This is a genomic window from Pseudoalteromonas sp. BSi20311 (assembly GCF_000239875.1).
Lineage (GTDB): Bacteria > Pseudomonadota > Gammaproteobacteria > Enterobacterales > Alteromonadaceae > Pseudoalteromonas.
The window spans coordinates 1-25,136 of sequence record NZ_BADU01000014.1 but is presented as its reverse complement, the minus strand read 5'-3'; the positions used below and the strand labels follow the sequence as shown (position 1 = coordinate 25,136).

The following is a 25,136-nucleotide window of genomic DNA, read 5'->3' as shown; positions in this document are numbered from 1 at the left end:
GGCCTTAACGACGCGCATTTAAATCCCAGTTATAGTCTAAAAAGTCTATTTTCATGTCGCCGCTTGTTAATTTTTGTTGTTGGGCAGGCCCTAAATTGAGCGCATCAACATATAGTAATAAAAACTGTGATAATGAATTAGCCCCTCCAAACCCTTTGGTAAAATCACCTTTATACCACTTGAATATAGAAGACAGCTTTAGGGTGTTGCCTTGTAGTTTATTGCGTGACGTATCAGATAAAAAACGCACTGTTTGTTGGTGTAATTGGGCCTCTAGTTTTTTTGCGGTGTAGGCTTCCTCTCGAAGAGCAGGGCAGCCAATGCTGGCGCAATTTACCGCAAAATGAATACGAGGATCGTTGTACTTACCGCTACCTCTGATTAAGTCATGCTCTATGTTATCTAAGCTACGAGTTTTACCCAGCAGAAAAATAAACTCTTTGCTCCACGGTGAGCTAAAAAAACTGCCTAAATCTTTAATTGATTTAAGATCTGGGTATTTTGTTAATATTAGCTCAACAGTAAAAGCGTTATACGCATTAATTAAAAACGCCAGCTGCTTAGGTTTTTCCCATGTATCAAACTCATTTTGCGTAACAGCCGATAACGAATCTAAATAGGTTTTAAGTTCTTTGCGCTTAGCTTTTATTGCTGTGTAATCAACCTCTGTGCTGTGGCCATGATTAATAGCTACAACATGATTGTTTAATAATGCATTCCAGCTGTCATGCATGTTTTGAGCTTTGCTTGCAAACGATGTTGCAAGCAAAGCAGAACCTAACAATAGCGCTTTTAAAGGTGTTTTAAACATATTAGCCTCTGCGCCAGGCGTGGTATTTTTCCAGCATGTTTAGTACTTTTTCAGGTGCGTGAGCGCGTTTCCACTCACCTGCTGCGTATTTATTACCTTCGGCCCATGTTGGGTAGCTATGAATGGTGCCTAATATTTTGTTAAGCCCTAAACCGTGTTTCATTGCTAGTACAAATTCAGCAGTTAAATCGCCAGCGTGCTCAGAAACCACAGTAACACCGAGTATTTTGTCTTTACCTTTAGGGGTGATCACTTTAATAAAACCATTGTTAGCGCTTTCGGTGATGGCGCGGTCTAGCTCTTCAAATTCAAAGCGGGTGATTTCATAGTCTATGCCTTTTTCAATCGCTTCTTGTTCATTTATGCCCACCCGTGCTACTTCTGGGTCAATAAATGTGGTCCAAGGAATAACACGGTAATCTACTTTAAACTTTTTAAACTGACCAAATAAGCCATTTACTGCAGCGTACCAGCCCTGATGAGCGGCTACATGAGTAAACTGATACGGACCTACAATATCGCCTGCGGCAAAAATATTGGGGTAGAGTGTTTCTAGGTATTCGTTTGTGACTACAGTGCGGCTCGTTTCTATGCCGAGCGTTTCAAGGCCATAACCTTCCAAGCGTGCGCTTCGCCCTACGGCGCAAAGTAGCTCATCGTATTCAATATCGATTTCATTGTCGTTGTGTTTTACCACAATGAATTTTTTACCGTTGCGTGCTTCACAGCGCAGTGCTTGGTGTGAGGTTAAAATGTTTACGCCGCTTTGTGTTAACGCTTCGTGAGCAAATTTAGACACCTCTAAGTCTTCTTTGATCATAATGCGTTTAGCCATTTCAATTTGTGTAACATTTGAACCTAAACGCGCAAAGCTTTGTGCCAATTCACTACCAATTGGCCCACCGCCAAGTACTACAAGCTTTTTAGGTGCATCGTCAAGCTTAGCAAATTTGCTCCATAACGTATCACTGGTTACATAGCCGGTTTCTTCAATCCCAGGTAGTGGCGGTACAAATGGGCGTGCGCCAGTGGCAATAACAATAGTACGGGCAGTGAGTGTTTGCGTGCCGCCATCATTTAATTTAATTTCCACCGTCCACGGGTCGATAAGTTTGGCGTAGCCTTTTATTACTTCTACGCCTAAGTTTGTGTAGCGCTCAACACTGTCGTGTGGGGCAATATCGGCAACCACTTGCTGCACTCGTGCCATTACTTTTTTAAACGAAAACTGCGGTGTCGTGTTTTGTAGCCCATATTTTTCAGCTTGGCGCATTTGCTGGGCTACTTTTGCACTTTTAATAATGGCTTTGCTAGGTACACAGCCAGTATTTAAGCAGTCGCCGCCCATTTCTCCGGCTTCAATTAAGGTAACTTTAGCTTTTACGGCAGCAGCAATATAGCTGGTGACTAAGCCGCCTGCGCCTGCACCAATAACAATCATGTTGCGGTCGAATGTTTTAGGTTTAGTGTAGTTTTTATAAACACGGCGCTTTTTTATTGCATTTATTAGGCTTTTTGCAATTAACGGGAATACCCCTAATAACGCAAACGACAAAATTAAATCCAGCGATAAAATACCCGATAAGCTATCTATTTGTGCTAATTGGGTACCAGCGTTCACAAATACAAAGGTACCCGCCAGCATCCCGATTTGGCTTACCCAGTAAAAAGTCCATGACTTAATAGCGGTTAAACCCATTAATAAATTAATTAAGAAGAACGGAAAAACAGGCACTAAGCGCAGCGTAAATAAGTAAAATGCGCCTTCCTTTTCAACCCCAGTATCTATAGCGGCTAAACGTTCAGGAAAGCGTTTTTTTATGGTATCGCGCAATAAATAACGTGACACTAAAAATGCCAACGTAGCACCAATGCTTGAGGCAAACGAGGCAACTAATAACCCTTGAGCCAAACCAAATAATGCACCAGCGGCTAGCGTTAAAATAGCTGCACCAGGCAGTGAAAGCGCGGTCACTAATATATAAAGTAAAAAGAACCCCCCGATCACCAAAAACGGTGATTGAGCTTTGTACTGATCAAATTGCGCCATTGATCCTTTTAACCCGTCAAGGGTAAGGAGCTGGTTTAGGTCATAAAAAAAGAATAAGCCGACACCTATCGCCGCCAGTAATAACAAACTTAGTTTTTTTAACATGTTATCTCTCAAACGGTTTAAAAGTTATGGGTAAGTGTGAGCTTAGCGTTAATTGGTAATTCTGGGAACGCAAGTGTCGCGCCAAAATAGCCACCTTCAAATACAGGACGCCAGTTTTGCTGATCGGTAATATTATTTACATCGAGTCTTAATTTAGTCGCTGAGGTAAACGCATAGCTGGTATTAACATTTAAGGTATGCTGATCGCGAATGTATACGGTAGCCAAAAAATCTAAAGGGTAGCTTTTAGTATACAGGGCAGAAAATCCAGCTTGCCACTGAGAGGTAATTGTATAGTTAGCGTTTAAACTTAATGATTGCTCTGGGATCCCTTGAACTTGACGGTTTGAGGGCGCAAAAGCAGTGTAACTTGGTGCACCTATGCTGTTACCCGCAATAATGTCGGGGCGCGAATTATCAAACGCATCGGCTATTTGCGCTGAATCTTGGCCTGTCGCAGAGTTGTCATAACGGGCATCAATGTAACTGTAGCCTGCGCTTACCCAGTAAGGGTAAGCATCATAAAATACTTGGCTTTCGAAACCGGTTGTACGAATGCCGGTATTGCTACCATCGCGATTACGTAAGCTGCGGCGTTGGCTAAATACAGCAGCATCTGCATACCAGTCGCTTTGTGTTGGCGCATATTTCACCCCTAACTCGACTAAAGTATTTTCCGTAGCAAAATTTTGTGCACTAATTGTATTATCACCACCTAACGTATTACCGCCAGCCATGCTGTTAGAGGTGGCTTCGTTATAGCTTGCTGCCGCATAAGTGGTTAAATCGTCATTTACTGAGTAATTAACGCTCAACTGCGCTGATTGCAGTGTATCGTTAATGCTATCACTAGCCGCTATTTGCCCTTGAGGCGCAATGGGGTCGTGTGCTTCTACATCATAATAATCAACACGATAACCAGCACTAGTACGTAAGCTGTCAGTCCATTGTGAGTCTTGTTGAATGGCAATGCCGGTTTGCCATGAGCGTGAATCTGTAGTGTCTGATAAGTTAAAATCACCACTGCCATCATTGTTGATATCGTACTGACCACCAGGGGATACATATACACCTGGGCGCAGCTCTACCAAACGTGCCTTTTGTGCATCAGTTAATGGAATGCGGCGGTTTGAAAGTGGGCCGGTTAAATCAATAGGTGTGTCGGCTTCAGTAGTAAATTGGCTGTAACCCAATACTTTATTGTAGCGAACATCAACGGCGAATAAGGTTTGCTGCTCATTGCTCCATTGATACGTAAGTTCAGTGCGGTTTTGTGCGGTATCGGCGCCATCAATTATTTCAACAAAACTATTTTGTGCTATTTCTTCGCGCTGCAAATGCTGAAAGTAACTAATGTTTTTAATCGACATCACATCAGACAGTGCGCGCTTATAAATACTATGAACTAAATAAGTGGTCGCTTGATTGAGATTATCAGGGTCGGTAAGCACACGGCTGGTATCTATTTTGACTTGTCCTGTAGGCGATATAATAGACCCTGCGCTAGGAACTGTGCTGCCATTCGCTTGTAACCCTTGACCAGTAATATAAAGATTATGATCGATAAGCGCTTGGGTAGGGCGGTTTATACCAGCGTTATCGGTAAATTCTGTTTGGTACAGTTCAAAGTTAATGTCCCAACTGCTTTTGTCATCCGGTAAAATTTTTAATGCCGCAAACAAGCTATCACTTTGTGTGGCTGAGTAGTCATAATAACTGCCCTGATCAATATGCTCATAGCTAACACGTAAGCCAATTTTATCCTCAACAATCGGTGCGTTGTAATCTACTTGGGCGCTATACTTATCCCAACTTCCTGCAGACACTTTCACATTGCCTTTACGCTGATCAGTTGAGGCTGTTTTAGAGTGTAAGTTTACAAAGCCACCGTTACGTTGGCTTGAACCAAACAATACAGGTGGTGCACCTTTAACTACGTCTATCTGTTCTATCGCATTAAACGACAACGGCACACCAAAACCATTATTACCTGCTTGACGTCGAGTACCATCTTGAAATAACTCACCTAACTGGCCGCGGATAGTCGGTAAGCTTGGTGCACCAAAACCACTGGCCGCGTATGTATTAGGACTTACAGCGAGCACATCGTGCAATGTTGTTATATTTAATTGCTCAATTAAGTCTTTAGAAATAGGGGTCACAGAGCGAGCTATGTCTTGTAAAGCCAGGTTGTCGCCAAAAGGGCCATTTACTGTGGTGTTTTTAATAGAGAGGTTTTTATATTTAAGCGCTTGCCCTGCCACCTCAATTCGCTCAATGGGGTCTGGGCTTTTTGTCTCTGTAGCCTGAGCTGCTAAAGCTACATTTAATAGTGGGGCGAGGGTTAAAGCTAAATACGTGTATTTCAAATCGTGTTTCTCTATTGTTTTATGTTGATGTACACAAAAGACCAAGACAGGTACAAATATCTTTCAATCAATTGCTAATGTTTTTATTTTTTTATCTTAGCGGTTAAATAATAGTGCTTTTATTGTAAAGAGTTTAATTTATTTGAAAATAAAAAACGATTATACGGTCTTACTTGCCAATTAGTTTATTTATATCTTTTTTAAGGAAATTTTATGACAGATTCAATCAATACAGATGTACAAACTCGTTTGCAATGGTCGCTTTTATCGCTGCGATTAGGGGTCTTTATTGTGATGGTAATGTGGACACTGGATAAATTTGTAAATCCGGGGCATAGCGCCCGTATTTTTGAACATTTTTATGGGATCAGTGGCTCTACCGATACGATTGCTTATATTTTAGGTACATTGCAATTATCGCTAGTGATAGCGTTTTTAGTCGGTTTTAAAAAACGTATTACTTACGGTGCTATTTTTATAATGCATGGACTATCAACGCTGTCTTCTTACAACCAGTACATTGATGGCTTTAATAATTTACTGTTTTTTGCAGCATGGCCGATGTGGGCTGCGTGTTTTGCGCTTTATTTATTACGCGATCAAGACGTAAAATTTACTGTTAAATAATAAGCAAAAAAAATGGTTATAAGCGTTAGCCTATAACCAATAAAGTACACAGGGAGTGTAGGAAGTTCTGTTGCACACAGTAAGCGCTTAGCAAGCCATTTACTGTGTGTGACTAAAAGCACTTATTGGTGCTTTAAGTTGCTGTAACAAATACGTACAATAATAAAAGCAAAGCTAATGCCAATTTTTAAATACTTGAATTTCATTGGTATTTATATTTTTTGGATTGTGGCTTTGCATAATGCAGGTAAATTTTTCTATATTGCAACGGTAAAAGTTACCTACTTTGCAATATGAAAAAATGGCACTGTTTTAGAATCCGATTCGACTAAAAGCAGCGCTGATTTAAAAATCAGCGGCTACTTCAAATTCTAATCGTTCATGACTAATAGGATGGGTAAAAGCTAAATACTCGGCATGCAAATGCAGTCGTTCTGCCTTTTTACCGTAGTGAGTGTCGCCCACAATGGGTGTATTTAACCCTAAGTGGTGGGCACAGTGAACACGCAACTGATGAGTACGTCCTGTTTTTGGGTAGAGTTGTAAGCGGGTGGTATTATTTTTACGTTCCAGTACCTGCCATGTTGTTAATGACGGCTTCCCTGTTTTGTCACACACCATTTGCCGTGGCTTATCATCAAAATCAAGCACTAAAGGTAACTCTATGCTGCCACTTTCAGCAGCAATATTACCCGCCACTAAAGCAACATAACGTTTTTCTACACTACGCTCTATAAACTGTTTTTGCAGTGCTTTATGCACCCGTTTATTTAACGCAATCATTAACAGCCCTGAAGTCGACATGTCTAATCGGTGCACAATAAGTGGCCCCGAAGCGTGTGGGAACTGAGTTTTGATTCGCATATATACCGAATCGTCAATATTAATGCCTGGCACAGATAAAAATTCAGCAGGTTTATTTACCACCAACAAATCATCGTCTTGATAAACAATCGTTAGGTCTTTTCCCTGTGCAGGGTTGACCAAGAGCGGGTTGTTTTCAACATTTAATCCCTCTAGCATATGCCCTAAAATAGGCTGGCATTTGCTGTAGCACGAAGGGTAATAATGTAAATGATGTCTGATTGCCGATTTAGGCGGTGCGCCCCACCAAAATTCGGCCATAGCCAGCGGCTTTAAATTATGTTTATAGGCATATTGTAATAATTTTGGCGCTGCACAATCTCCCGCACCTGAAGGCGGTGTGTGCTCGGGCAGTTTGGCAAAAATGGCGTTTAAATCGGTCACTTCGCCGTTTGCATTTAAAAACTGGTACTGAGCGAATAGCTTTTTTTGTAAGTTTTTAGAGAGCACTTTACGGCGTTTTTTTAATCCGTTAATTTCATCATTTATTGTTAGTTGGGCTTGTTCAAGTGCAGTAATACGTGTTTGCCACTGTTGCTTTAATGCTTGTAGTTGTTTTTTCTCAACAATGCTCTGCCCAGCTAATTGGTTCTTCAGTTTTTCAAACTCATCATTATTGAGTTGTTCGCCGGCGGCTTGCCGTTGCTGTTTTCGCTGTTTTCGAGTTACTTGCATCGCTTGCTGCTTGGCGATAAGTTGTTGCTCATAGTGTTGGCGAGCAGTCACTAACTGTTGCTCAATTTGTTGATAATTATCACTGTTTTGCAAGGCTGTAATTTGCGCATTAATATCGTTAATCACTTGGCTCTGCTGACTAAATTCTGCATCGTCTATATGTTTAAGTGCCACATTTGGCGCAAAATGCAGTTGCTCATCTATCCCCGCTATTTGCCCCGAATAGGCGCTAATAAAGCCTAGCTGTTGCGACTTATCTTGAACGACCAATACGCCAAACATTTTACCGGCATCAATATCATCTGTATCTAAAATAGCCTTATCTAGCTTGTTTAACTGTAGTTGTAATTGTTTTGCAGCGGCAATGGCCAGCGGATGGGGTTTATAATAAAAGGGAAATGTAAACTGATCAGGCAGTGCAAGATTATCTATATTTTCATTAAAAGTGGTAAAGCAGCTAGCAGGGTTTGACATGGCAATGGTGTGATTAGCAGTTAACAGAATAATGAGTCAGAGTGTAACATAAGCTTTGCTGTGCCACTAAGCATGCCCGGTAATACAAACAAAAAGGCCAACATATTTATGTTGGCCTTTGGTATTAAGCTAATACTTATTTATTGGCGTCTTTCACTGCTTTTAACTTAGCGGCATGGTCAATTTCAAATGCAGGCATGTCTTTTTTGCCTTCCATTAAGTAGTTGTCCATCCAGCGCATTAAACGCAAGCTGTAATCGTATTGTGCTGCTACTTTACGGTTACCATGGCCTTCGCCTGGGTAGTAAACAAGGCGTACATCTTTACCTTGCACTTTCATGTAACGGTAAAGTTCCATAGATTGTGCAGGGTGAACGCGAGGATCGTCTTTACCATGCATAATAAGCAGTGGCGTTTCAGATTGACCTGCCCAGTAAATAGGGCTGCGCTCTAAGTACCATTGCCATTTGTCCCATGGGTATGAACGCGCATGAACTAGGTTCATTTCGTTTGAAATATCAGTAGTACCAAATTTAGATAGCTGATTAGTTACACCCACAAACATAACGCTGGCAGCAAAGTGCTCGGTTAGCTTTGTTGCGCCCCACGCTGATGCATAACCGCCGTATGAGCCACCGGTAATACCAACACGTTTAGTATCAACTAATCCCATATCAACAAGGTGATTTTTAAAATCAACTAAGTCGTCAAACTCTTTACCTGCGTAATCGTTTTGACCTAGTTTAGAGTAATCTACGCCTTTACCCGTTGAACCACGGTAGTTAGGGTAAAATACCGCGTAACCACGGGCAGCACCCATTTGACCAGGGCGCGAGTAGTTAGTTACCCAGCCGTTTTTATCATGGCTTTCAGGACCACCGTGTACCGACATAATTAGTGGGTAGCGTGTGCCTTTTTCATAATCGAGTGGGTAAACTAGTACACCATCAAGTTCTACACCGTCACGCGCTTTAAGGGTAATTGTTTCTTGTTTAGCAAAGCGTTTGTCGTTTAACCAGCTGTTTGAATCTGTTAAACGCTTTGCCTTGTTACTGCGCACAATAAAGACTTCGTTAGGGTGTTTTGCCGTGTTACCACGAAGTGCTAGGGTTTTATCTGAATCAGAAACACTTAGCTGTGAGGCAATAAATTTGCCTTCTTTTACGAGCTTCTTGTATTTGTTAGAGCCAGTTTTAATGCTCGCAACAAAACTTTCAGTGCCTACATTGGCAATAAAGTTAAGGGTGTTACGTTTGTGCGACCATTCAAAGTCGACAACGTGGCCCATAAAGTTAGGTAACCATTCTGTGATTTCTGCAGTTTTAGTATCGGCAATAAATAAACGACCAGTTGCAGGGTCGTGCTTATCTTCTGCACCTAAAATAGCAATGTATTTACCATCATGCGACAGCTCAGCATCGCCTAATTTACCTTCAGTTTTAAATGACAAGGTAACTTTATTGCTAGCAATATCAAATAAATGCCACATTGATTTTGTGTATCTGTCGTCAATTAAAGCTGTAGGTTGAGTCTTAACCAGTAGCTTTTCACCATCAGCAGCCCAATTAACGTCACTTACGTAGTTATCAACATTGAGTGCAGTTGGAGTAAGTGGCTTGTCGGCTTTAGCTAAATCTACAATAAAAAGCTGCTTGTTTTTAAGGCCTTGCTCGTACACTTCTGCTTTAAAGCCAAGCTTTTTTAGTTCTTTTTCTGACTTATCAGCAGCTGGCATTGCTAAAATAGCAACTTGCTTGTTATCAGGGCTTAACTGATAGCTTGAAATAGATGTGCCTTTTAATGACATAACCGCTTGTGCTTGGCCGCCATCAACAGGTATTTGGTAAAGCGAAGTATATTTGTCGTCTTTTAATTTCGCTAAAAAGTAAATTGTTTTGCTGTCGTTTGACCATTGTAGGCTTTTAATATTAACCGAGCCGGTAATAAAAGGACGTTCAACACCTTCATCATCAACAACGTAAAGCTCACTGTAATTACTGCCATTTTCGTCAACGTAAAGCGTGCGAGGTAACGAACGAGTAAATGCAACAGTGTCGCCATCGGGGCTAACGCTTGTTTGTATTACCGATTTTACTTTTGGAATGTCTTCAACAGTGATTGCTGATTGCGCAAATGCAAGTGAGCTTGAAAGCCCAATTGCTATCGCTAAGCTAGTTTTTAGCATTGTTATTTCCTTTGCTTTATTAGATTTCAGCCATTATAGCAAGGTGTTCCCAATATACTAAAAAATGCGATTAATCCTCAAAAGAGGGCGTTTAATGAAGGCAATAATGCTATGGCGCGGTGTGAAACCGCGCTTAATGTTATAGACTTTTTTTAGGAGGAAGTGCTACGTTAGCAAAAATGAGTCCGGCCACCAGCGACATAAAGATTAAAAACGTTTGTTGACCAATGTGCTCTGCATAAACAAAATCTTGCCCTTCAATCAGTGAGTTCAAACCAATATACGTTTTGCTACCAGGTACTAATACAATTAGGCCTTGCATAGCCACAATAGAGGCCGGGGCATTGGCAACACGATTAAATAAGTTACTAAACACACCTACAGAGAATGCGCCCACAAAGGTACCCAGTGTGTAATCTAAGTACATGGCAGAGCCAATACTAGTGCCATAGGCAATAAAGCCAGAGGCTATAGACCAGGCTGCGTGTTTAAACTTGGTTCTAAATATCACAATTAAGCTGCTACAGAGTAAGAATATGGCTAACCATGCAGTCCACTTTGGTAACGGCTCAGGTTGTACGAAATCGGTTTGACCAAATAAGGCAAAGCCAATAGCAATACCAATAAAAGCCCCAAAATAGAGCTTAAACAGCAACATAAACGAGTCCATCACGCGTGCTGTGCCCGAGACTAAATGCCGGGCTGCCAGTTCAGCTAAGCCAAGTGCAAGGGCTAAACCGGGTATAAACACAATAATGGCAGAAAGCACAATTAACCGAATATTAATGTGTGCATCTAAATGAACGCTAATAGCACAAGCAAGAATGGCCGACACTATCGCCACTAGTGGCTCAAGCATGTGAGCCACACGTTTCGAACGGGCCGACCACAATACAAATAAGTAAACAATAAAGGTTAATAAACCAGACCAAATAACATCATTCCAACTGGTGCCCATTAGCATTGCAAATGCACCGCCAGAGGTGGCAAAAGCGATACCGGTTATGATTTTGTTATAAGGGTTTGGCGCCTCAAAAATGATATCAAGTTGCTGATCAACCTCTTGCAACGTGAGTTCACCATTGAGCATTTTATTAACTAGGTCATCGGTATCCGCAAGTGAACCTAAATCGTGATCGCCTGGGTCAACCCGGGCAACATGGGTATATTCATCTTCATGACCATCCGTCCAAATAACAAAGGTAACCGACGTTGGAGACATAACAAACGAGGATTTAAGACCTAAATAAGTCGCCACTTCCATTAAGTGGGCTTCTAAGCGATAGGCAGGTGTACCGTATTTATGGAGCATCTTGCCCAATTTAACGATAAATTTGCGTTTTTCAGTAAACGTTGCGGTTTTCAAATTTGTTTTGAACCAACTATTAAATAACTAAGCTAAAAATATAGGCAATAATGCTAAAATTGCCCAAGTTTATTTGCGGCGATTTTAAACACAAATCGCCGCCTGTCTAGTGATTTTTAATGTTATTTTTTATTTTTTTCTGCTATCCACTGCGACATATATTGTGTGCTGCGCATGGTATGGTGTTTGAGCATTTGGCCTGTGAAATTTTTCATCCGGTGAGCATCTAAATTACTGCTTATTGAGTCGATTTTTTCAATTAATTGAGCACTTAACTGCACTTTGTCATACAGGGTATTAAGTAGAAGGTTGCCAGCGGCTTGCGCTTCGCTAAATTTAGCCTCGTTGTTGTATAAAGAGACGGCGGCATCTGCAAAAGCTTGCGCATCTGCTGTTACCACACCTGGCCACGGTAATGTGTTGTGCATACCTTCGCTGCCAATAGGCGTGGTGATGCTTGGGGTTTGCATGATCATGGCTTCTAATAGTTTACCTTTAATACCCGCCCCAAAACGTAAAGGGGCTAAGCAAATACGTGCGCTTTGCATTACTTCATATGCGTCATCGGCCCAGCCTTTAATTAAAAAGCCGGTTTTAGGATTATTAAGTGCGGTGGCTTTTGGTGGCGGGTATGAACCATAAATATGCAGTTCTGCCTGTGGCAGTTGTTTACGGATAAGCGGCCAAATTTTTTGTAAATAAAGCACCGCATCCCAGTTTGGGGCATGTCTGAAATTACCAATGGTCATAAAGTGTTGGCGTTGTTGATACGATTTAGTTTGCTCAGGTAAGGCGCTTAAATCAACCATAAATGGTAAATGATGCAACACACTAGGCTCAACATTAAACACTTCATTGAGTAGCTCCATCTCATAGCTTGAGATAATTAAGCTGAGATCGCAGCGTAAAATAGCGGCTATTTCACGTTTAGCTATGTCTGATAGTAAATCGCTGTGGTTAAATTCACGCTCACCTTTATGCGCTTCATGGCGAGCATTGCGAAGGCATTGTAGATCTTCGGTATCTAAAATTTTAAGCGCATTAGGGCAATGCTTATCTACGCGCCAGCCAAACTGCTCTTCCATCATAAAACGGTCAAACATCACTAAATCGGGATTGTAAGCTTTTATATAGTCATCAAAGCTATCACAGTTTAGGGCAATACTTTGGCTAGTGATACCAAAGTCGGTAAGGTTAACCATGTGATCGGTAGGTTGTGCAGGCGTGGCAAATTCAACATCCCAGTTTTGCGCTTTAAATGCATTAAGTAACGACATCATATGCGTACCTGCAGCAGACGAATTGGGCTCTGGCCATACATAGCCAATTACCAGCACTTTTTTCATTGGCTAGATTCTCTAATTATTTGATGGAAAAACAGACTCAAACACAGTGGTATATTTTTAAAAGCTGTAACGGTATTTAAAAAGCAGAGTATGATTTCGAAAAACTAAAATGCTGCAAATTAATGGACATAAACAACCAATTTTAGCGTTGAGTAAATAGGCGTGTATTTTAGCGTATTCAGGCTACTTAAGTCATTACTTAGCTTAACACTTTATGAATGGTGCAAAACGTGTTTATATATCCGGTAATATTCAAAAATAAAAAGGATAAAACATGAATGCTTTTAGGCTGTTAATTGCCTTTGTTGGCTGTATTGTTTTGCTACCTGCAAGCTATGCAGAGCAAGGATATCAAACTCCTTCCCCAGAACTGGCTGCATTAGTCGATGCTAAGTTAGCCCCTACTAGCTCTTTATCAAACGATGGCCAGTGGTTGGCTTTGTTTGAACGTAAAAGAGTGGTCTCGTTAGATGAGCTTGCAAAAGAAGAACTTAAATTAGCGGGTATTAAGTTAAACCCTGCTAACTTTTCTCGCTCACGGGTAAGTGCAAAGTACAGTGCTTTAGAGCTTAAGCATGTACAAAGTGGTACGGTGGTTAACGTAAATAACTTGCCGCAGGGTATTATTCGTTCCCCTCGTTGGTCTGCAACTAGCGAGTACTTAGCGTTTATTGTGGAACAGCCAGAAAATGCACGACTTTGGATTTACAATGTTAAAAGTAAACAAGCAAAGCAGTTAAGTGAGTATCCACTTAATTCTACTTTAACAAGTACCCCTTATGAGTGGTTACCCGATAGCACAGCGATTGTGGCTAATTTAGCGGTTAACTTAGACAAACCAAGATTAACCAATGATACTCAAAGCACAGTACCGGTTATTCAACAAAGTACCGGTGAAAAAGCCCCAGCGCGCACTTATCAAAACTTATTAACTAGTCCGTTTGATGAAGCGCAATTTAAGTTTTACGGACAAGGGCAGCTAGCCTATATCACCTTAGATGGTAAAGCGCAGAAGATTGGCGACGCCGGTTTATTTAAATCGTTTTCAATCTCTCCTGATTCTACTAATTTATTGGTTGCTACAATAGACGAGCCATTTTCGTATCAAGTACCTTACAGCCGCTTTGCAACCACATGGGAAATATGGGGGATGCGTGGTTTTGCATTATTAGAGCTTGCTAAGCAACCCCTTGCCGACAACATTCCACAAGGGTATGACAGTGTTCGCACTGGACGGCGTAATTTTGAGTGGCGTGCCGATCAGGGCGCAGAGGTTATTTGGGCCGAAGCGCAAGATGGCGGCGATATGAAAACTGAGGTTGAGCACCATGACTACCTTTATAGTTTACGTGCACCGTTTAAACGCGAACCTAAATTATTTGCAAAGGTAGAGCGCCGTTTTGCGGGTATAGAGTGGGGTAATGACAACATTGCCATGCTAAGTGATTGGCGCTTTAGTGACAGACAAGTACGTACTTATGTTATTCAACCCCGTAATGCCGATAGCAACCGTGTGCTGTTTTCAGAGCGTAGTTACAATGATGCTTACAAAGATCCTGGCAGTACCATATATGAGCGTAATGATTTAGGTTCGCGTGTTATAAAAGTGGTAGGCGGACGTTACATTTACCTTCGTGGTGATGGTGCATCTGAGCAAGGGAATATTCCATTTTTAGATCAATACGATGTAAAAACAAACAGCACTAAACGACTATGGCAATCGGCTGCACCTTACTATGAGCGGGTGCGTGCTTTATTAGACGATGAAGGTAAGCGCATTATTACTATTCGCGAGTCTAAAACGCAGCAGCCCAACTTTTTTATTCGTGATTTAGATAGAGATACGTTAACGCAACTGACTCAGTTTGAGCATCCGTATCCAGCATTTAAAGGGGTGACTAAAGAGCAATTACGTTACACCCGCGATGACGGTGTTGAACTATCGGGTACGCTTTATTTACCGCCAGGGTATGATAAAACACAAGGGCCTTTACCTGTATTGATGTGGGCATACCCACTTGAATATAAAGATAAAGCGGTTGCCTCACAGGTGCGCGAATCAGAATACGAATTTACCTACATTGGTTATTGGGGTCCAATGCCTTATTTAGCTAAAGGAATTGCAGTATTCGACGATCCTAAAATGCCGATTGTAGGTGTTGATGGCAGTGAGCCAAATGATCACTTTAGAAAACAGCTGGTTTCTAGCGCCAAAGCAGCGGTTGATGTACTCGTTGAAAAGGGCATTGCAGATAAAAACAATATTGCCATTGCAGGGCACTCTTACGGTGCATTCATGGTGGCTAACTTATTAGCGCATAGCGATTTATTTAAGGCAGGTATTGCCCGCAGTGGTGCGTATAACCGCACATTGACGCCGTTTGGTTTTCAGGGTGAAGAACGTGATTTTTGGCAAGCACAAAGTGTGTACGCTAACATGTCGCCGTTTTTCCATGCTGAAAAAATTGACGAGCCTATGTTAATGATCCACGGTCAAGAGGACCCTAATTCTGGAACTTTCCCAATGCAAAGTGAGCGTATGTACGCAGCACTTAAAGGCTTGGGTAAAGAAGCGCGTTTAGTGATGCTTCCTTACGAAGCCCACGGCTACCGTGCCCGTAAAAGCTTATTACATGTACTGTGGGAGCAAGAGCAGTGGCTTGATAAGTACTTGTTAAGTGATAACGAAGTAGACACTGAAACAACAGTAAATTAATTTGCTAAGAGTTTCGAGCTCAGGGCTTCGAGGTTTGGCGGCGCGAAATACTGCGCTGCTAACTCGGGCTAAGCTCGTTGCCCATTGCCCGTAGCCCGACTCTCGATGCTGTTATTTCTAATTTACCGATAGCTATTTTTCCTTTACCCTTTTATTCAAAATTAACACTACTTTTTTAACCTATTGCGAGCTTTAAATGATTGATGTAGCTGCACTTGCGGTATTTATTCCTACCTTCTTTTTTGTGTCTATTACTCCGGGTATGTGCATGACACTGGCCATGACTTTAGGCATGAGTATAGGCGTGCGCCGAACTTTATGGATGATGATTGGCGAGCTATTAGGTGTCGCCAGTGTTGCGGTAGCCGCGGTGCTAGGTGTAGCCAGTGTTATGCTTAATTACCCCAGTGCATTTGATATTTTAAAATGGCTAGGTGGTGCTTATTTAATCTACATTGGCATTAATATGTGGCGTGCGAAAGGAAAAATGTCGGTTGATACGCATAATACAACAGCCGTGAGCCGATATTCATTATTTTCACAGGGGTTTGTAACCGCCATTGCCAATCCAAAAGGATGGGCGTTTATGATTTCCTTATTACCTCCTTTTATTAGCGTACAATACAGTGTTGCGCCCCAATTAGCGGTGCTGGTGGCCATTATTTTACTCTCAGAGTTTATCTGTATGATGATTTACGCAACAGGTGGTAAAAGCCTGCGGTTATTTTTAACCAAAGGCAATAACATTCAGTGGATGAATCGTATTGCGGGAAGTTTAATGGTGCTAGTGGGGGTTTGGTTAGCTATAGATTGATAATTAAATCAACCATACTAAATTTGCTGTAATTAGAAAATGAACCTCTTTAGATTTAAAATTACTTTGTAGTCATCATTTCTAAAATAATGCCTAGCTGTAGTTACATTTGTTATTATTTTGCGAAAACTGCGTATAAATTTTGAAATTTCGTGTTGCAATTCATCTTAAATTCAGCAACTATATAAGGGCAATTCAAGGAAGAATGAATTAAGTCAATAGCTTAGCTACATGCTTTCTTGCCTTTTAAACTTATAGGAAATTTCCACATGAAGAAAACCATTCTTTCCGCGCTGATTTTTGCTCCTCTTTTCGCAGGCTGTGTGTCTACTGCAGATAATTCTGGTGACTTAGACCGCAACGCAGTTGTTGCTGAATTAACTACCCGTATGGATACTCTTGGCTATCAATACCCGGTAGATGTTGTGCCTGGTATTAACGAATTTTTAAATGCATCGGCCATGGTGCTAGAGCGCCAATATAAAGTTATGTCGCAGTACCGCACATCGACTGATCATCTTGATGCACGAAAATTCTTATACGCCAATAAAGATGCTTCACCTGAAGAGCTAGAGGCAGCCATTGTAAAGTTTGATGCGGGCGCTAAAAATGAAGACGAAAAGATAGGTCATAAACTTGCTACTTACAACGAAGCTAATGAAGCGATTTATCAACAAAACGTTGAGCTTGCCACACAGCTAACTATTGAAGCCGCTAAATCTGCACTGTTACTAACAGAGTATCGAAACGAAGTTGCTGCGGCTTTAACACTAAGTGCAGGCAGTAGTGTAATGAGTATGTTCGCAGATGATGAAAATGAAGCTGAGAACCCAAAGGATATTGGTGTCGCATTATTAAAAGCAAAAGATCAACTTGCGTTAGCACTTGAAGCGAATGAAATTATTGAACTTGAACAAGCAACCATAGCATCAATTAACGAGCGGCAGCTTACGCTAGAAGCGAAAAATTAATGAAAACAAGCCTATTTGTCTTGTTACTGGCATTTGCTTGTATTACTTCAGCACAAAGTTGGCCTGCTTGGGTACTTCAGTCTCAACAAAGTGATGAATATATTACAGCTGTAGGTATTGGTGAAAGTCGCTTAACTGCAAAGCAAGCGGCTCTAGCTGACATAGTAACGCAACTGAGTGTTGATGTAAGTACCGAGCAAGTACAGCTATCAAGCAAGCAAAATACTCAATCAACAGGTTATTTTCAGCAAACTACGTCCCTTAGTAGCTTGCCGTTTACCCTTACGGGCACAGAGGAGCTTAATAGCGCTGAGCAGGCAAATTTGTTTGCCCTACAACTCGGTGTGAAAAAATCAGTCATTGTTAACACGGTAAAAGCTGATTTGTCAGTGTTATTCCGCGTGTCACCGAGCGACAAAAATAGTGAACAACGCTTTATTTGGGCATTGCAGTATAGTGGTTTACTCAGTGATGCAACAAAAAAGCTCGCGGTACTTGAGTACTTGTCAGGGGCTCAACCTTTAATTAGAACTCGCTTAAATACCTTATTAACGGATCAGTCAAGCGCGCTAAATGACGTTGCATGCGATGTGGTTGGTGCACTGAGCGCCCATGAAATCAAGTCGGCTTTAAACGATGCCCTACCCCACAGTGGTAATACTCAATTGTGGATGCGCCCGCAATTACGCTGGTACTATGCTAACAGTAAAAATAGCCACAGCGCAAAAGCGATTTTATCTTTAGCACTTACCCGCAGTAGTAGCCCATTCAAGGTGTTATTACAACACGATTTACACGCCCAAGAAACGGGGGCAACAACGAATGCTGCGAAACAAAAAGTGATTCAAAATTTAGTTCAACAACTTAAAGCGCCACCTAGTACATGGCTGTTCGATATTTAGGAATAATAATGAAACTCATAAAAAAAATTACCCTTTCAGCAATCACTGTCGCTTTATTAGCGGGTTGTCAGACAAAGCCGGGTAGTAGCACACAAGTGGCCAAAGTAAGTAATCGTGCCTCTAACGCGCAAGTGGCTAAAAGCGCCTACGACTTTAAAGACCACGATATTACTATTCCTGCTTATTTTGATACTCAAGGGCTAGAGCGCTGTACGTTTGATGTTAATAACGAAACCGATAGCTGCCCGTTAAAAAAGCCTATCGTACGTATGTATTTTGACCTAGCTCAAGTAACTGGAAGTGGCATTGGCGTAGATGCCATGCGAGAGTTCGATAATAATAACTTACTATTGATGGTTGAAAATCAATTTGCCGGCATTAATCGCTTTAGAATTATTACCCGTGATGACGACACTATTTCAAAAGAGCAGCAAATATTTTTACAGCAACAAGGTGCTAAAGCAGCAGCTAAACGCGCCGAAGTAAAAGCGTTAATGCCGGATTTTATTGTAAAAATAGATTCCCTGAGAACCATTAAAACAGAAGGAGCTTATAGCGATTGGGCAGATTATACCTTAGAGCTCACCACCGGGGTGATTAACCCACAAACTCGCGAAAAGCTTTCACACCCAAATTTGGGTAAAATACGGGTTAAGTCAGAAGACGTACGTGAGCGTTCTGAGCTTCAATTTACCAGATTAAGTGGTCGTTATTATACGGGTTTTCATTATGATGATAGCGCGCATGTAAACGCGGTATTTAATGATATGGGTTCGCGGGGTATTGATATTTTATTAACCCGTATGCTCAGTGAAATGCCTGCCACAGCGCAAGTGTTAGGCATTAAAGGCAACAAAATTAGCCTTGACCGTGGCCAAAATGCTGGCGTATTACCCAATGAAACCATGATTATATTTAGTTATGAAGCTGGTTTTGTGGAACCTCTAGGTGTTGCAAATGTTAACCCGTCACGTAATAGCGCTAATGGTGAGATTATTCGCTGGAAAGATTCGAACATGGCTGATAACGTAAAAAATAAAGCCGAGAATGGCATATATCGCCCCGCCAGTGGCGCCAAAATTTTTGCTGTATCGGTAGGCACGCCAGCTAACTTTTTGGAGAGCCGTACATGATAAAAAAGCTTGGTGTTTTAGCACTATGTTCGTTAAGTGCACAAGCACAAGTAGAAGTGCTTGCAGATGGTACATTACAAACCCAGGCGTGTGCTTATGGGCGCGGGAGTACCGCTATTACTGGTGCTAAAGCACAAGCCAGTGCAGAGCTGATACGCTTTTTACAAGGGAACAAAAGCCTCACAATGCAAAGTGCGCAGCAGCAGTTAACCACAGATTTAACCGATGACGCGACAAGCCTTTATGAGCAGCAACGTAGTGTAATGCTAGAGGGCTTAAATGCGGGGGCGGTACCATTAAATTACAGCGTGCCAAGACTCAATGGCAACGATACCTGCATGACGGTGAGCCTAAATCCATCAAACTTAGGTGAGCCGGTAGAGCAAAATTGGCAGCAAGCAACGCAAAATATTAGCGTTACGGTGATAGGACAAGGCTGGCAAAAGCAAGGTAAGACTGCGCTCAGCAATGCTGAGCAAGATGCATTACAGCGTGCGGTATCGCAGGTGGTTGGGGTTTGGCTTACACAACAGCATACCCAGTCATCAAGCACCAGCTTAAGTATTAGTGATGATAATGAATCAACTACTATGCAAGAGTTAATTGGCCAGCAACTATCAAGTCATAGCGAAGGGTTGATTAAAGAGTGGCAAACGCTCCAAAGTAAGCAGTTAGAAAATGGCGGGGTGGAAATTACTATTATGGCGGTGGTTGAAAAAGCCCCTTTAATTCAACAAGCTTCGCAATTATTGAGCATGATAGGTTCGCCTCGCGTGCATGTGATTGCACCTGAGCCTTTAAAAACAGAACTTAAAACATGGCTAAATGAGCAAGGTATTGAGGTGGGCGCTGCAGCCAGTTTAGAACTGTATGCTAGGTCTGAGCTAGTTAAGCGAGACAATAACCGACAGCTTCGTTTAATTGTTGATGTGCGTGATTTAGCTGGCAATATTTATGGGAAGTGGCAAAACGACCCTTCGTTAATGGCATTACCTAACGACGAAAATGTTAAGACTGATTTAATGGCTGTGCATTTAGCCAGTGAGTCACAATCGGCAGCATTGCATCGGGCATTAACTGGGGCGTTTACAAAAGTCGTTGCACGAGGCGGTTTAGTCAGAGAGGTATTATTACCGAGTAAAAAGCTTACGCAGCCAGAAAAATTATATGATGTACTTAGCACCTTAGGCGGTGTGAGCGATGTATCGATTCATAAACGTAGTGATTATACCGTAGCAAGTCTCAGGTACAAAGGTGATACTGGTGAGTTCGCTCATGCAGTAGAACAAGCAATGGCAACCATTACTGCAAATACACTATCAAAAATTATCGTAGAAGATGATTTTACACTCAGGTACCAATAAGGAAGTATGATGAAATTAAAAATATTAACATTAGCAATGGCTTTAGCTATGCCTGTAGCTGCTGAAGAATTTAGCTTAACCGATATGATCCCTGCACGCCCTGGTGCGCAAGTTGCGGGTGCTGAACAAGCAACAGTATCTGGCGATGTTGTAGTAGCAAAAGATACTAATGTTGCTGTTGCTGTTGCGCATCAGTCGCTGATTGATGACGACGAAGATGGCATTAAGATGATTCAAGTAGGCAGTGGCACCGGTATTTTATCTATTGGTACTGCCAGCTATAACACCTATGACAATATGAATGCGACCTTGCTTTCAAAGCGTGGTGCATATAATCAAGCTTATTTGATTGCTAAAAAACAACTAATAGAAAACATGAAAGGCGTGGAACAGCGTTGTGGCAATGTAGTTACGGCTTCCATGGATGTAATAGACACGGGTGTTGAAGGTGTTGCTAATGAGCAAACGAATATGATGGAAGCGTGTAAAGAGTCAGTATCAGGCTCGTTAGCCGGCTTTGTCACCTATGATGTGTATGACAATAATGATGAGAAATTAGTACGCGTAAGCCTAATTTCTACACCTAAAACACGCTCTCAAATTCAAGGTAATCGCGGTGCCGTCGCGGTTACTAGTGAGCCCAATGCTATTTTTAAACAAGTAATTAGTGATGTTAAATCAGGGGTATTACCCCCGGTTGGTGCTAAGGTGCTTACCCATGCCGATAGTGGTGAAGTTATTGTATTAGGGTATGGTTCAGCGATTATTCGTGGTAATAAAAACAATAAAATAGCACGAAAACTAAAAGGTGTGGCTAAGTCTCAATCGCAAACCCGCGCTCGTTCAGCTTTACTTGCCACGATGCAAGGTGAAGAGGTTTATTGGCAAGGTAGCTTTGATGAAAATCAAATGGAAGGCACTCAACAATTTGAGTACGACGATCCTAACCTGAATGATCCGCAGCAAGTTCAAGTGCTTGAAGAAGATCGCAATACATTTTTAAATCAATTAAAAACTTCTGATGAATACGCCACAATTACTAAAGGTAAATTACCACCGGGTGTGAGTGTTAAGAGCTTTGCAAGTGATGATGGAATGTGGCAATACAGTGTGGCTGTTTATGCGCCAAGCTTAGAAGCGACGGCACGCCAAGCGGCAAAAGAAATGGCGGGTAATAACGGCAATACGGTTAATGGTATGAGCCGTTCGGGCAAAAAAATAAAAGCAGTGGGTGGTTTAAACGAGAAAGCGGCTAATCCTCAAGGTGCGTCAGGCAAAGTAGCGAGTGAAGAGGAACTTTAATGCTAGCACCTATTATAGGGCTTTCGATGGTGGCTTCGGCCACCTTTGATTCTGAGCAAACAATCGAACAACAAACTGCTTTTTTTAAAAGCCAGGCGATTGGACAATATGCCCGTGTAATGGCATTAAAGCCCAGTGCCACTAGTGCACTTGAACAAGCGTGTCGTAATGCTCTCACCTTGCCTGAACGTCATAAAATAAAGCAGGCACTTGCGAATAAGCTAAATATTAGCTTGCCTGAGTCGGTAAGCTTTATTGAAGCGCAAGTTAGTGAGTTTAAGCAGCAAAAACAACAAGGCTGGCTCACCTGTAGCGGCATTGTTACCCCCGCAGCGGATGATATTAACGAAGCTGGGCTAGCAATAAGAGCTGCTTGGCAAGTTGGTAATCAAAAAGATAAATCTAATTTGCGTTCTTTGCTTAGTGTGGCGATGAATCACCCTACCACAATGTCTGATGCGGTGGCACTCGCTGCAGCACAGTCACCCAAAGAACAGCGTTTAAGCTATCTTGATAAATACTTAGAACCTAACGAATTAAAACTTGATGCGGCTAAAGCAGCAGTTGCACAAATATGGTTTGTTAATCAACGCTATAAACAAGTGCTCACGCTAACTCAGCAGTGTGAAAGTATTAACTGCAAGCGGTTAAACTTTGCAGCAAAGGCTGAGTATGAGCAGCAAACTGCCGATGATTTAAGCAGTTATTTTTAATTTTTATAGGGATATAAACTGTGTGGGTAAAAAGTAAATGCTTATTAAGGTTAACAGCAATAACGTGCCTGTTGTTAAGTTTAACTAGCCAAGCAGATAACAGTGATGAGCGTGATTTTGCGGCGTTTTTGAAGCAGCGGCATAGCGAATTTAGCCAGTATGAGCAGCAGCAACAGCAAGAGTTTGCTGCATTTGTGAGTGCTTGGCGAGATGCTCAAGCGGCGTATTTAAAGCAAGTAACTGAAAAGTGGAAAGATCCAAATTTACCTAGCGCAAAAGTGTGGGTGCAATATAGCGACGATTTAAATAATCGCACCACTGTAGACTTCGAACGTGGTGAAGTAACGGTCGAGTTACTTAATAATCAAGACGACACACAAGCCATTGCCTATGCACAGCAGCAGTTAACGGAGCTGTCGCAGGTGAGTGTTGATGAAACCTTAGCAAAAGACCCTGTTTATATTGCCGCCAATTATAGCTTGAACAAAAATAAAGTGACGGCGCACACCAGTGGACAGCCGCAGGCAGCTAGAGCGAAAGTTATCAAAAAAGCACCGCAAGTCACTAGTCAACTAGCACAACAAAGTGTACTGACTAAAGCAATGGTTAAACAAACACTTGCCAGCAAACCACCTAAAGTGACAAAGCAACAAGAAAGAGTAACTATTAGCTACACATTGCCTACAAACACTTTATCTAGCCAAGCTAAGCGTTACTTACCTGAAGTGAAGCAGCAAGCTGTTCGCTATAACCTAGAGCCTGCCTTACTGTTAGCAATAATTCATACCGAGTCGAGCTTTAATCCGCTGGCACGCTCGCCAATCCCAGCGTTTGGTTTAATGCAAATAGTGCCAACATCGGCAGGCAAAGATGTTAGTCAGTTTTTACAAGGTAAACCGTTATTACTTAGCCCTGAATATTTGTTTCAGGCAGATAACAATGTAGAAGCCGGTAGCACCTATATACACTTGCTAACTAATCGCTACTTTAAACATGTACGTAACGCGCAATCTCGGCTTTATATGAGTATTGCAGCTTATAATACCGGCCCAGGCAACGTAGCTAAAACCCTTAGTGGTTCTAATTCACTTAACCAAGCCAGCATAGCAGCGAACACTATGTCGCCAGATAAAATTTATGATTTCATGGTGAATAATTTACCAGCACAAGAAACCCGTAACTATCTACAAAAAGTGGTTAAACGCACCGCTTATTATCAACAGCAATTGAAGGGAATTTAAAGATGAAAAAGTTATTACCAGTATTCGCCGCTTTGGCGCTAGGTGCGTGTTCAAGCACTGAAAACACACAATCACAGCCGCTTGCTAAAAATGACTCGGTACCTAGCTGGGTATTACTACCAGTTTCAGAAAAAGGCTTAGCTTCATCATCATGTGTGCCATGGTCTGGAAGTATGGCTGTAGATAGAGCGCAAGCAATTGCAGCAGCACGCGCTGATTTATCACAACAAATACAAATAAAAGCTAGCGTAATGGATAAACTATACCTTCGCAAAGCACAAAGTAATGATGAGCTAAACGCGGGCGGGACATTTGAACAAGTCAGCAAGCAAGTTGCTCAGCAGAGCTTGGTGGGTGCAGTACCGCAAGAAGTTGCTTTTGCAAAGCTAGATGGCGTAAAACAATTATGTACCTTTGTAGTTATGAACAACACGCAAGAGACTTTCAGCAATCTTGTTGATCAATCAGGTAAGCGTTTAGATCCGAACTCGCGTGAAGCGCTTTATGAAGAGTTTAAAACGCAAAAAGCGATGAAAGAGCTTGAAAAAGAGCTCGAAAATTTAAATAAGTAAAACAAATCAATTAAAAACAAAAATAGCTATAAAGGAAGTTTAATTATGAAAGATATATTTTTCTTTGACTCGATGCTGACACCTAAAATTATTACCTTTGTGTATTGGTTAATGTTATTGGGTGCACTAGTTTCAGGTATTACTACGATGTTTGCTAATTATGGTGGTGGTTTTTGGGCTGGATTAGGTATTGTTATTGGTGGTGCTATTGGCGCTAGAATTTGGTGTGAGCTACTTATCGTACTGTTTAAAATTCACGAAAACCTGCAAAAAATAGTGAATAAAGCGGAGTAAATAGTGTTCAGCGTGCAACTCAACCTGCTTTGCTATACAAGTTTGCACGCTGGTTAACTCTTACCGTAGTTGTAATATTACCGCGCGCTTAAAGTAAAAATAGTGCGCAGCCTTAGCTAATAATTGTTTATAAAATAGAAAATGCGTTTGGCTTTTACGCTAGAGTCGCTTATTCTAGCGGCATACAGGTAGTTGGTTAAAATTACAGTTAAATTTAACTATTAACGCACTGCTACTCACGG

General features: G+C 41.6%; 19 protein-coding genes. 12 read left to right on the top strand and 7 right to left on the bottom strand.

The window, feature by feature from the left end:
- Window positions 1-4 precede the first annotated feature (4 nt).
- The 3 genes from P20311_RS01485 to P20311_RS01475 are packed head-to-tail and all read right to left on the bottom strand — an operon-like array spanning window position 5 to window position 5,335.
- Window positions 5-811, bottom strand: coding sequence for a DUF547 domain-containing protein (locus tag P20311_RS01485; protein WP_008108885.1), 807 nt, complete (start codon window positions 809-811; stop codon window positions 5-7).
- 1 nt (window position 812) lies between these two features.
- Window positions 813-2,966: an FAD-dependent oxidoreductase gene (locus P20311_RS01480; protein WP_008108883.1), complete on the bottom strand. Its 2,154-nt coding sequence runs from the start codon at window positions 2,964-2,966 to the stop codon at window positions 813-815.
- 17 nt (window positions 2,967-2,983) lie between these two features.
- Window positions 2,984-5,335, bottom strand: a complete 2,352-nt coding sequence (locus P20311_RS01475) for a TonB-dependent siderophore receptor (protein ID WP_008108881.1) — start codon at window positions 5,333-5,335, stop codon at window positions 2,984-2,986.
- A 213-nt stretch (window positions 5,336-5,548) separates the two neighbouring features.
- Between P20311_RS01475 and P20311_RS01470 the strand changes: the two genes are divergently transcribed.
- Complete coding sequence (locus P20311_RS01470; protein WP_008108879.1) at window positions 5,549-5,962, top strand: hypothetical protein; 414 nt, start codon at window positions 5,549-5,551, stop codon at window positions 5,960-5,962.
- A 345-nt stretch (window positions 5,963-6,307) separates the two neighbouring features.
- Here the strand turns inward: P20311_RS01470 and P20311_RS01465 are convergent, their stop codons facing one another.
- The 4 genes from P20311_RS01465 to P20311_RS01450 form a co-directional block, all read right to left on the bottom strand.
- Window positions 6,308-7,975: an RluA family pseudouridine synthase gene (locus P20311_RS01465; RefSeq protein ID WP_008108877.1), complete on the bottom strand. Its 1,668-nt coding sequence runs from the start codon at window positions 7,973-7,975 to the stop codon at window positions 6,308-6,310.
- A gap of 136 nt (window positions 7,976-8,111) precedes the next feature.
- Window positions 8,112-10,160 carry a S9 family peptidase gene (locus P20311_RS01460; RefSeq protein WP_008108875.1) on the bottom strand — a complete coding sequence of 683 codons (2,049 nt, stop codon included), beginning with the start codon at window positions 10,158-10,160 and terminating at the stop codon, window positions 8,112-8,114.
- Window positions 10,161-10,299: 139 nt separating this feature from the next.
- The gene (locus P20311_RS01455; RefSeq protein WP_008108872.1) at window positions 10,300-11,526 is read right to left on the bottom strand and encodes a threonine/serine exporter ThrE family protein; all 1,227 of its coding nucleotides are present in this window, start codon (window positions 11,524-11,526) and stop codon (window positions 10,300-10,302) included.
- Window positions 11,527-11,648: 122 nt separating this feature from the next.
- Entirely contained in the window at window positions 11,649-12,872 is a 1,224-nt protein-coding gene (locus P20311_RS01450; RefSeq protein ID WP_008108871.1) for a glycosyltransferase family 4 protein, read from the bottom strand.
- 274 nt (window positions 12,873-13,146) lie between these two features.
- Between P20311_RS01450 and P20311_RS01445 the strand changes: the two genes are divergently transcribed.
- The 11 genes from P20311_RS01445 (at window position 13,147) to P20311_RS01395 (ending at window position 24,894) form a co-directional block, all read left to right on the top strand.
- Entirely contained in the window at window positions 13,147-15,588 is a 2,442-nt protein-coding gene (locus P20311_RS01445; protein WP_008108869.1) for a prolyl oligopeptidase family serine peptidase, read from the top strand.
- Window positions 15,589-15,784: 196 nt separating this feature from the next.
- A complete protein-coding gene (locus P20311_RS01440) occupies window positions 15,785-16,402 on the top strand; it encodes a LysE family translocator (RefSeq protein ID WP_008108867.1) in 618 nt (205 codons plus the stop codon).
- Window positions 16,403-16,671: 269 nt separating this feature from the next.
- Window positions 16,672-17,373 carry a hypothetical protein gene (locus tag P20311_RS01435; RefSeq protein ID WP_008108865.1) on the top strand — a complete coding sequence of 234 codons (702 nt, stop codon included), beginning with the start codon at window positions 16,672-16,674 and terminating at the stop codon, window positions 17,371-17,373.
- Window positions 17,373-18,275 (top strand): LPP20 family lipoprotein, encoded by a 903-nt coding sequence (locus P20311_RS01430; protein ID WP_008108863.1) that lies wholly within the window; start codon window positions 17,373-17,375, stop codon window positions 18,273-18,275. Before P20311_RS01435 ends, P20311_RS01430 begins: the two co-directional genes overlap by 1 nt.
- A gap of 8 nt (window positions 18,276-18,283) precedes the next feature.
- A complete protein-coding gene (locus P20311_RS01425) occupies window positions 18,284-19,408 on the top strand; it encodes a hypothetical protein (RefSeq protein WP_008108861.1) in 1,125 nt (374 codons plus the stop codon).
- The gene (locus tag P20311_RS01420) at window positions 19,405-20,772 is read left to right on the top strand and encodes a hypothetical protein (RefSeq protein ID WP_008108860.1); all 1,368 of its coding nucleotides are present in this window, start codon (window positions 19,405-19,407) and stop codon (window positions 20,770-20,772) included. Before P20311_RS01425 ends, P20311_RS01420 begins: the two co-directional genes overlap by 4 nt.
- 9 nt (window positions 20,773-20,781) lie before the next feature.
- Entirely contained in the window at window positions 20,782-22,074 is a 1,293-nt protein-coding gene (locus tag P20311_RS01415) for a hypothetical protein (RefSeq protein WP_008108857.1), read from the top strand.
- Window positions 22,074-22,787 (top strand): hypothetical protein, encoded by a 714-nt coding sequence (locus P20311_RS01410; protein ID WP_008108855.1) that lies wholly within the window; start codon window positions 22,074-22,076, stop codon window positions 22,785-22,787. Before P20311_RS01415 ends, P20311_RS01410 begins: the two co-directional genes overlap by 1 nt.
- A gap of 71 nt (window positions 22,788-22,858) precedes the next feature.
- Window positions 22,859-24,028 (top strand): murein transglycosylase domain-containing protein, encoded by a 1,170-nt coding sequence (locus tag P20311_RS01405; protein ID WP_008468687.1) that lies wholly within the window; start codon window positions 22,859-22,861, stop codon window positions 24,026-24,028.
- Between the two features lie 2 nt (window positions 24,029-24,030).
- Window positions 24,031-24,600: a hypothetical protein gene (locus tag P20311_RS01400; protein ID WP_008108850.1), complete on the top strand. Its 570-nt coding sequence runs from the start codon at window positions 24,031-24,033 to the stop codon at window positions 24,598-24,600.
- Between the two features lie 45 nt (window positions 24,601-24,645).
- The gene (locus tag P20311_RS01395; RefSeq protein ID WP_008108849.1) at window positions 24,646-24,894 is read left to right on the top strand and encodes a DUF4282 domain-containing protein; all 249 of its coding nucleotides are present in this window, start codon (window positions 24,646-24,648) and stop codon (window positions 24,892-24,894) included.
- Window positions 24,895-25,136: the final 242 nt, after the last annotated feature.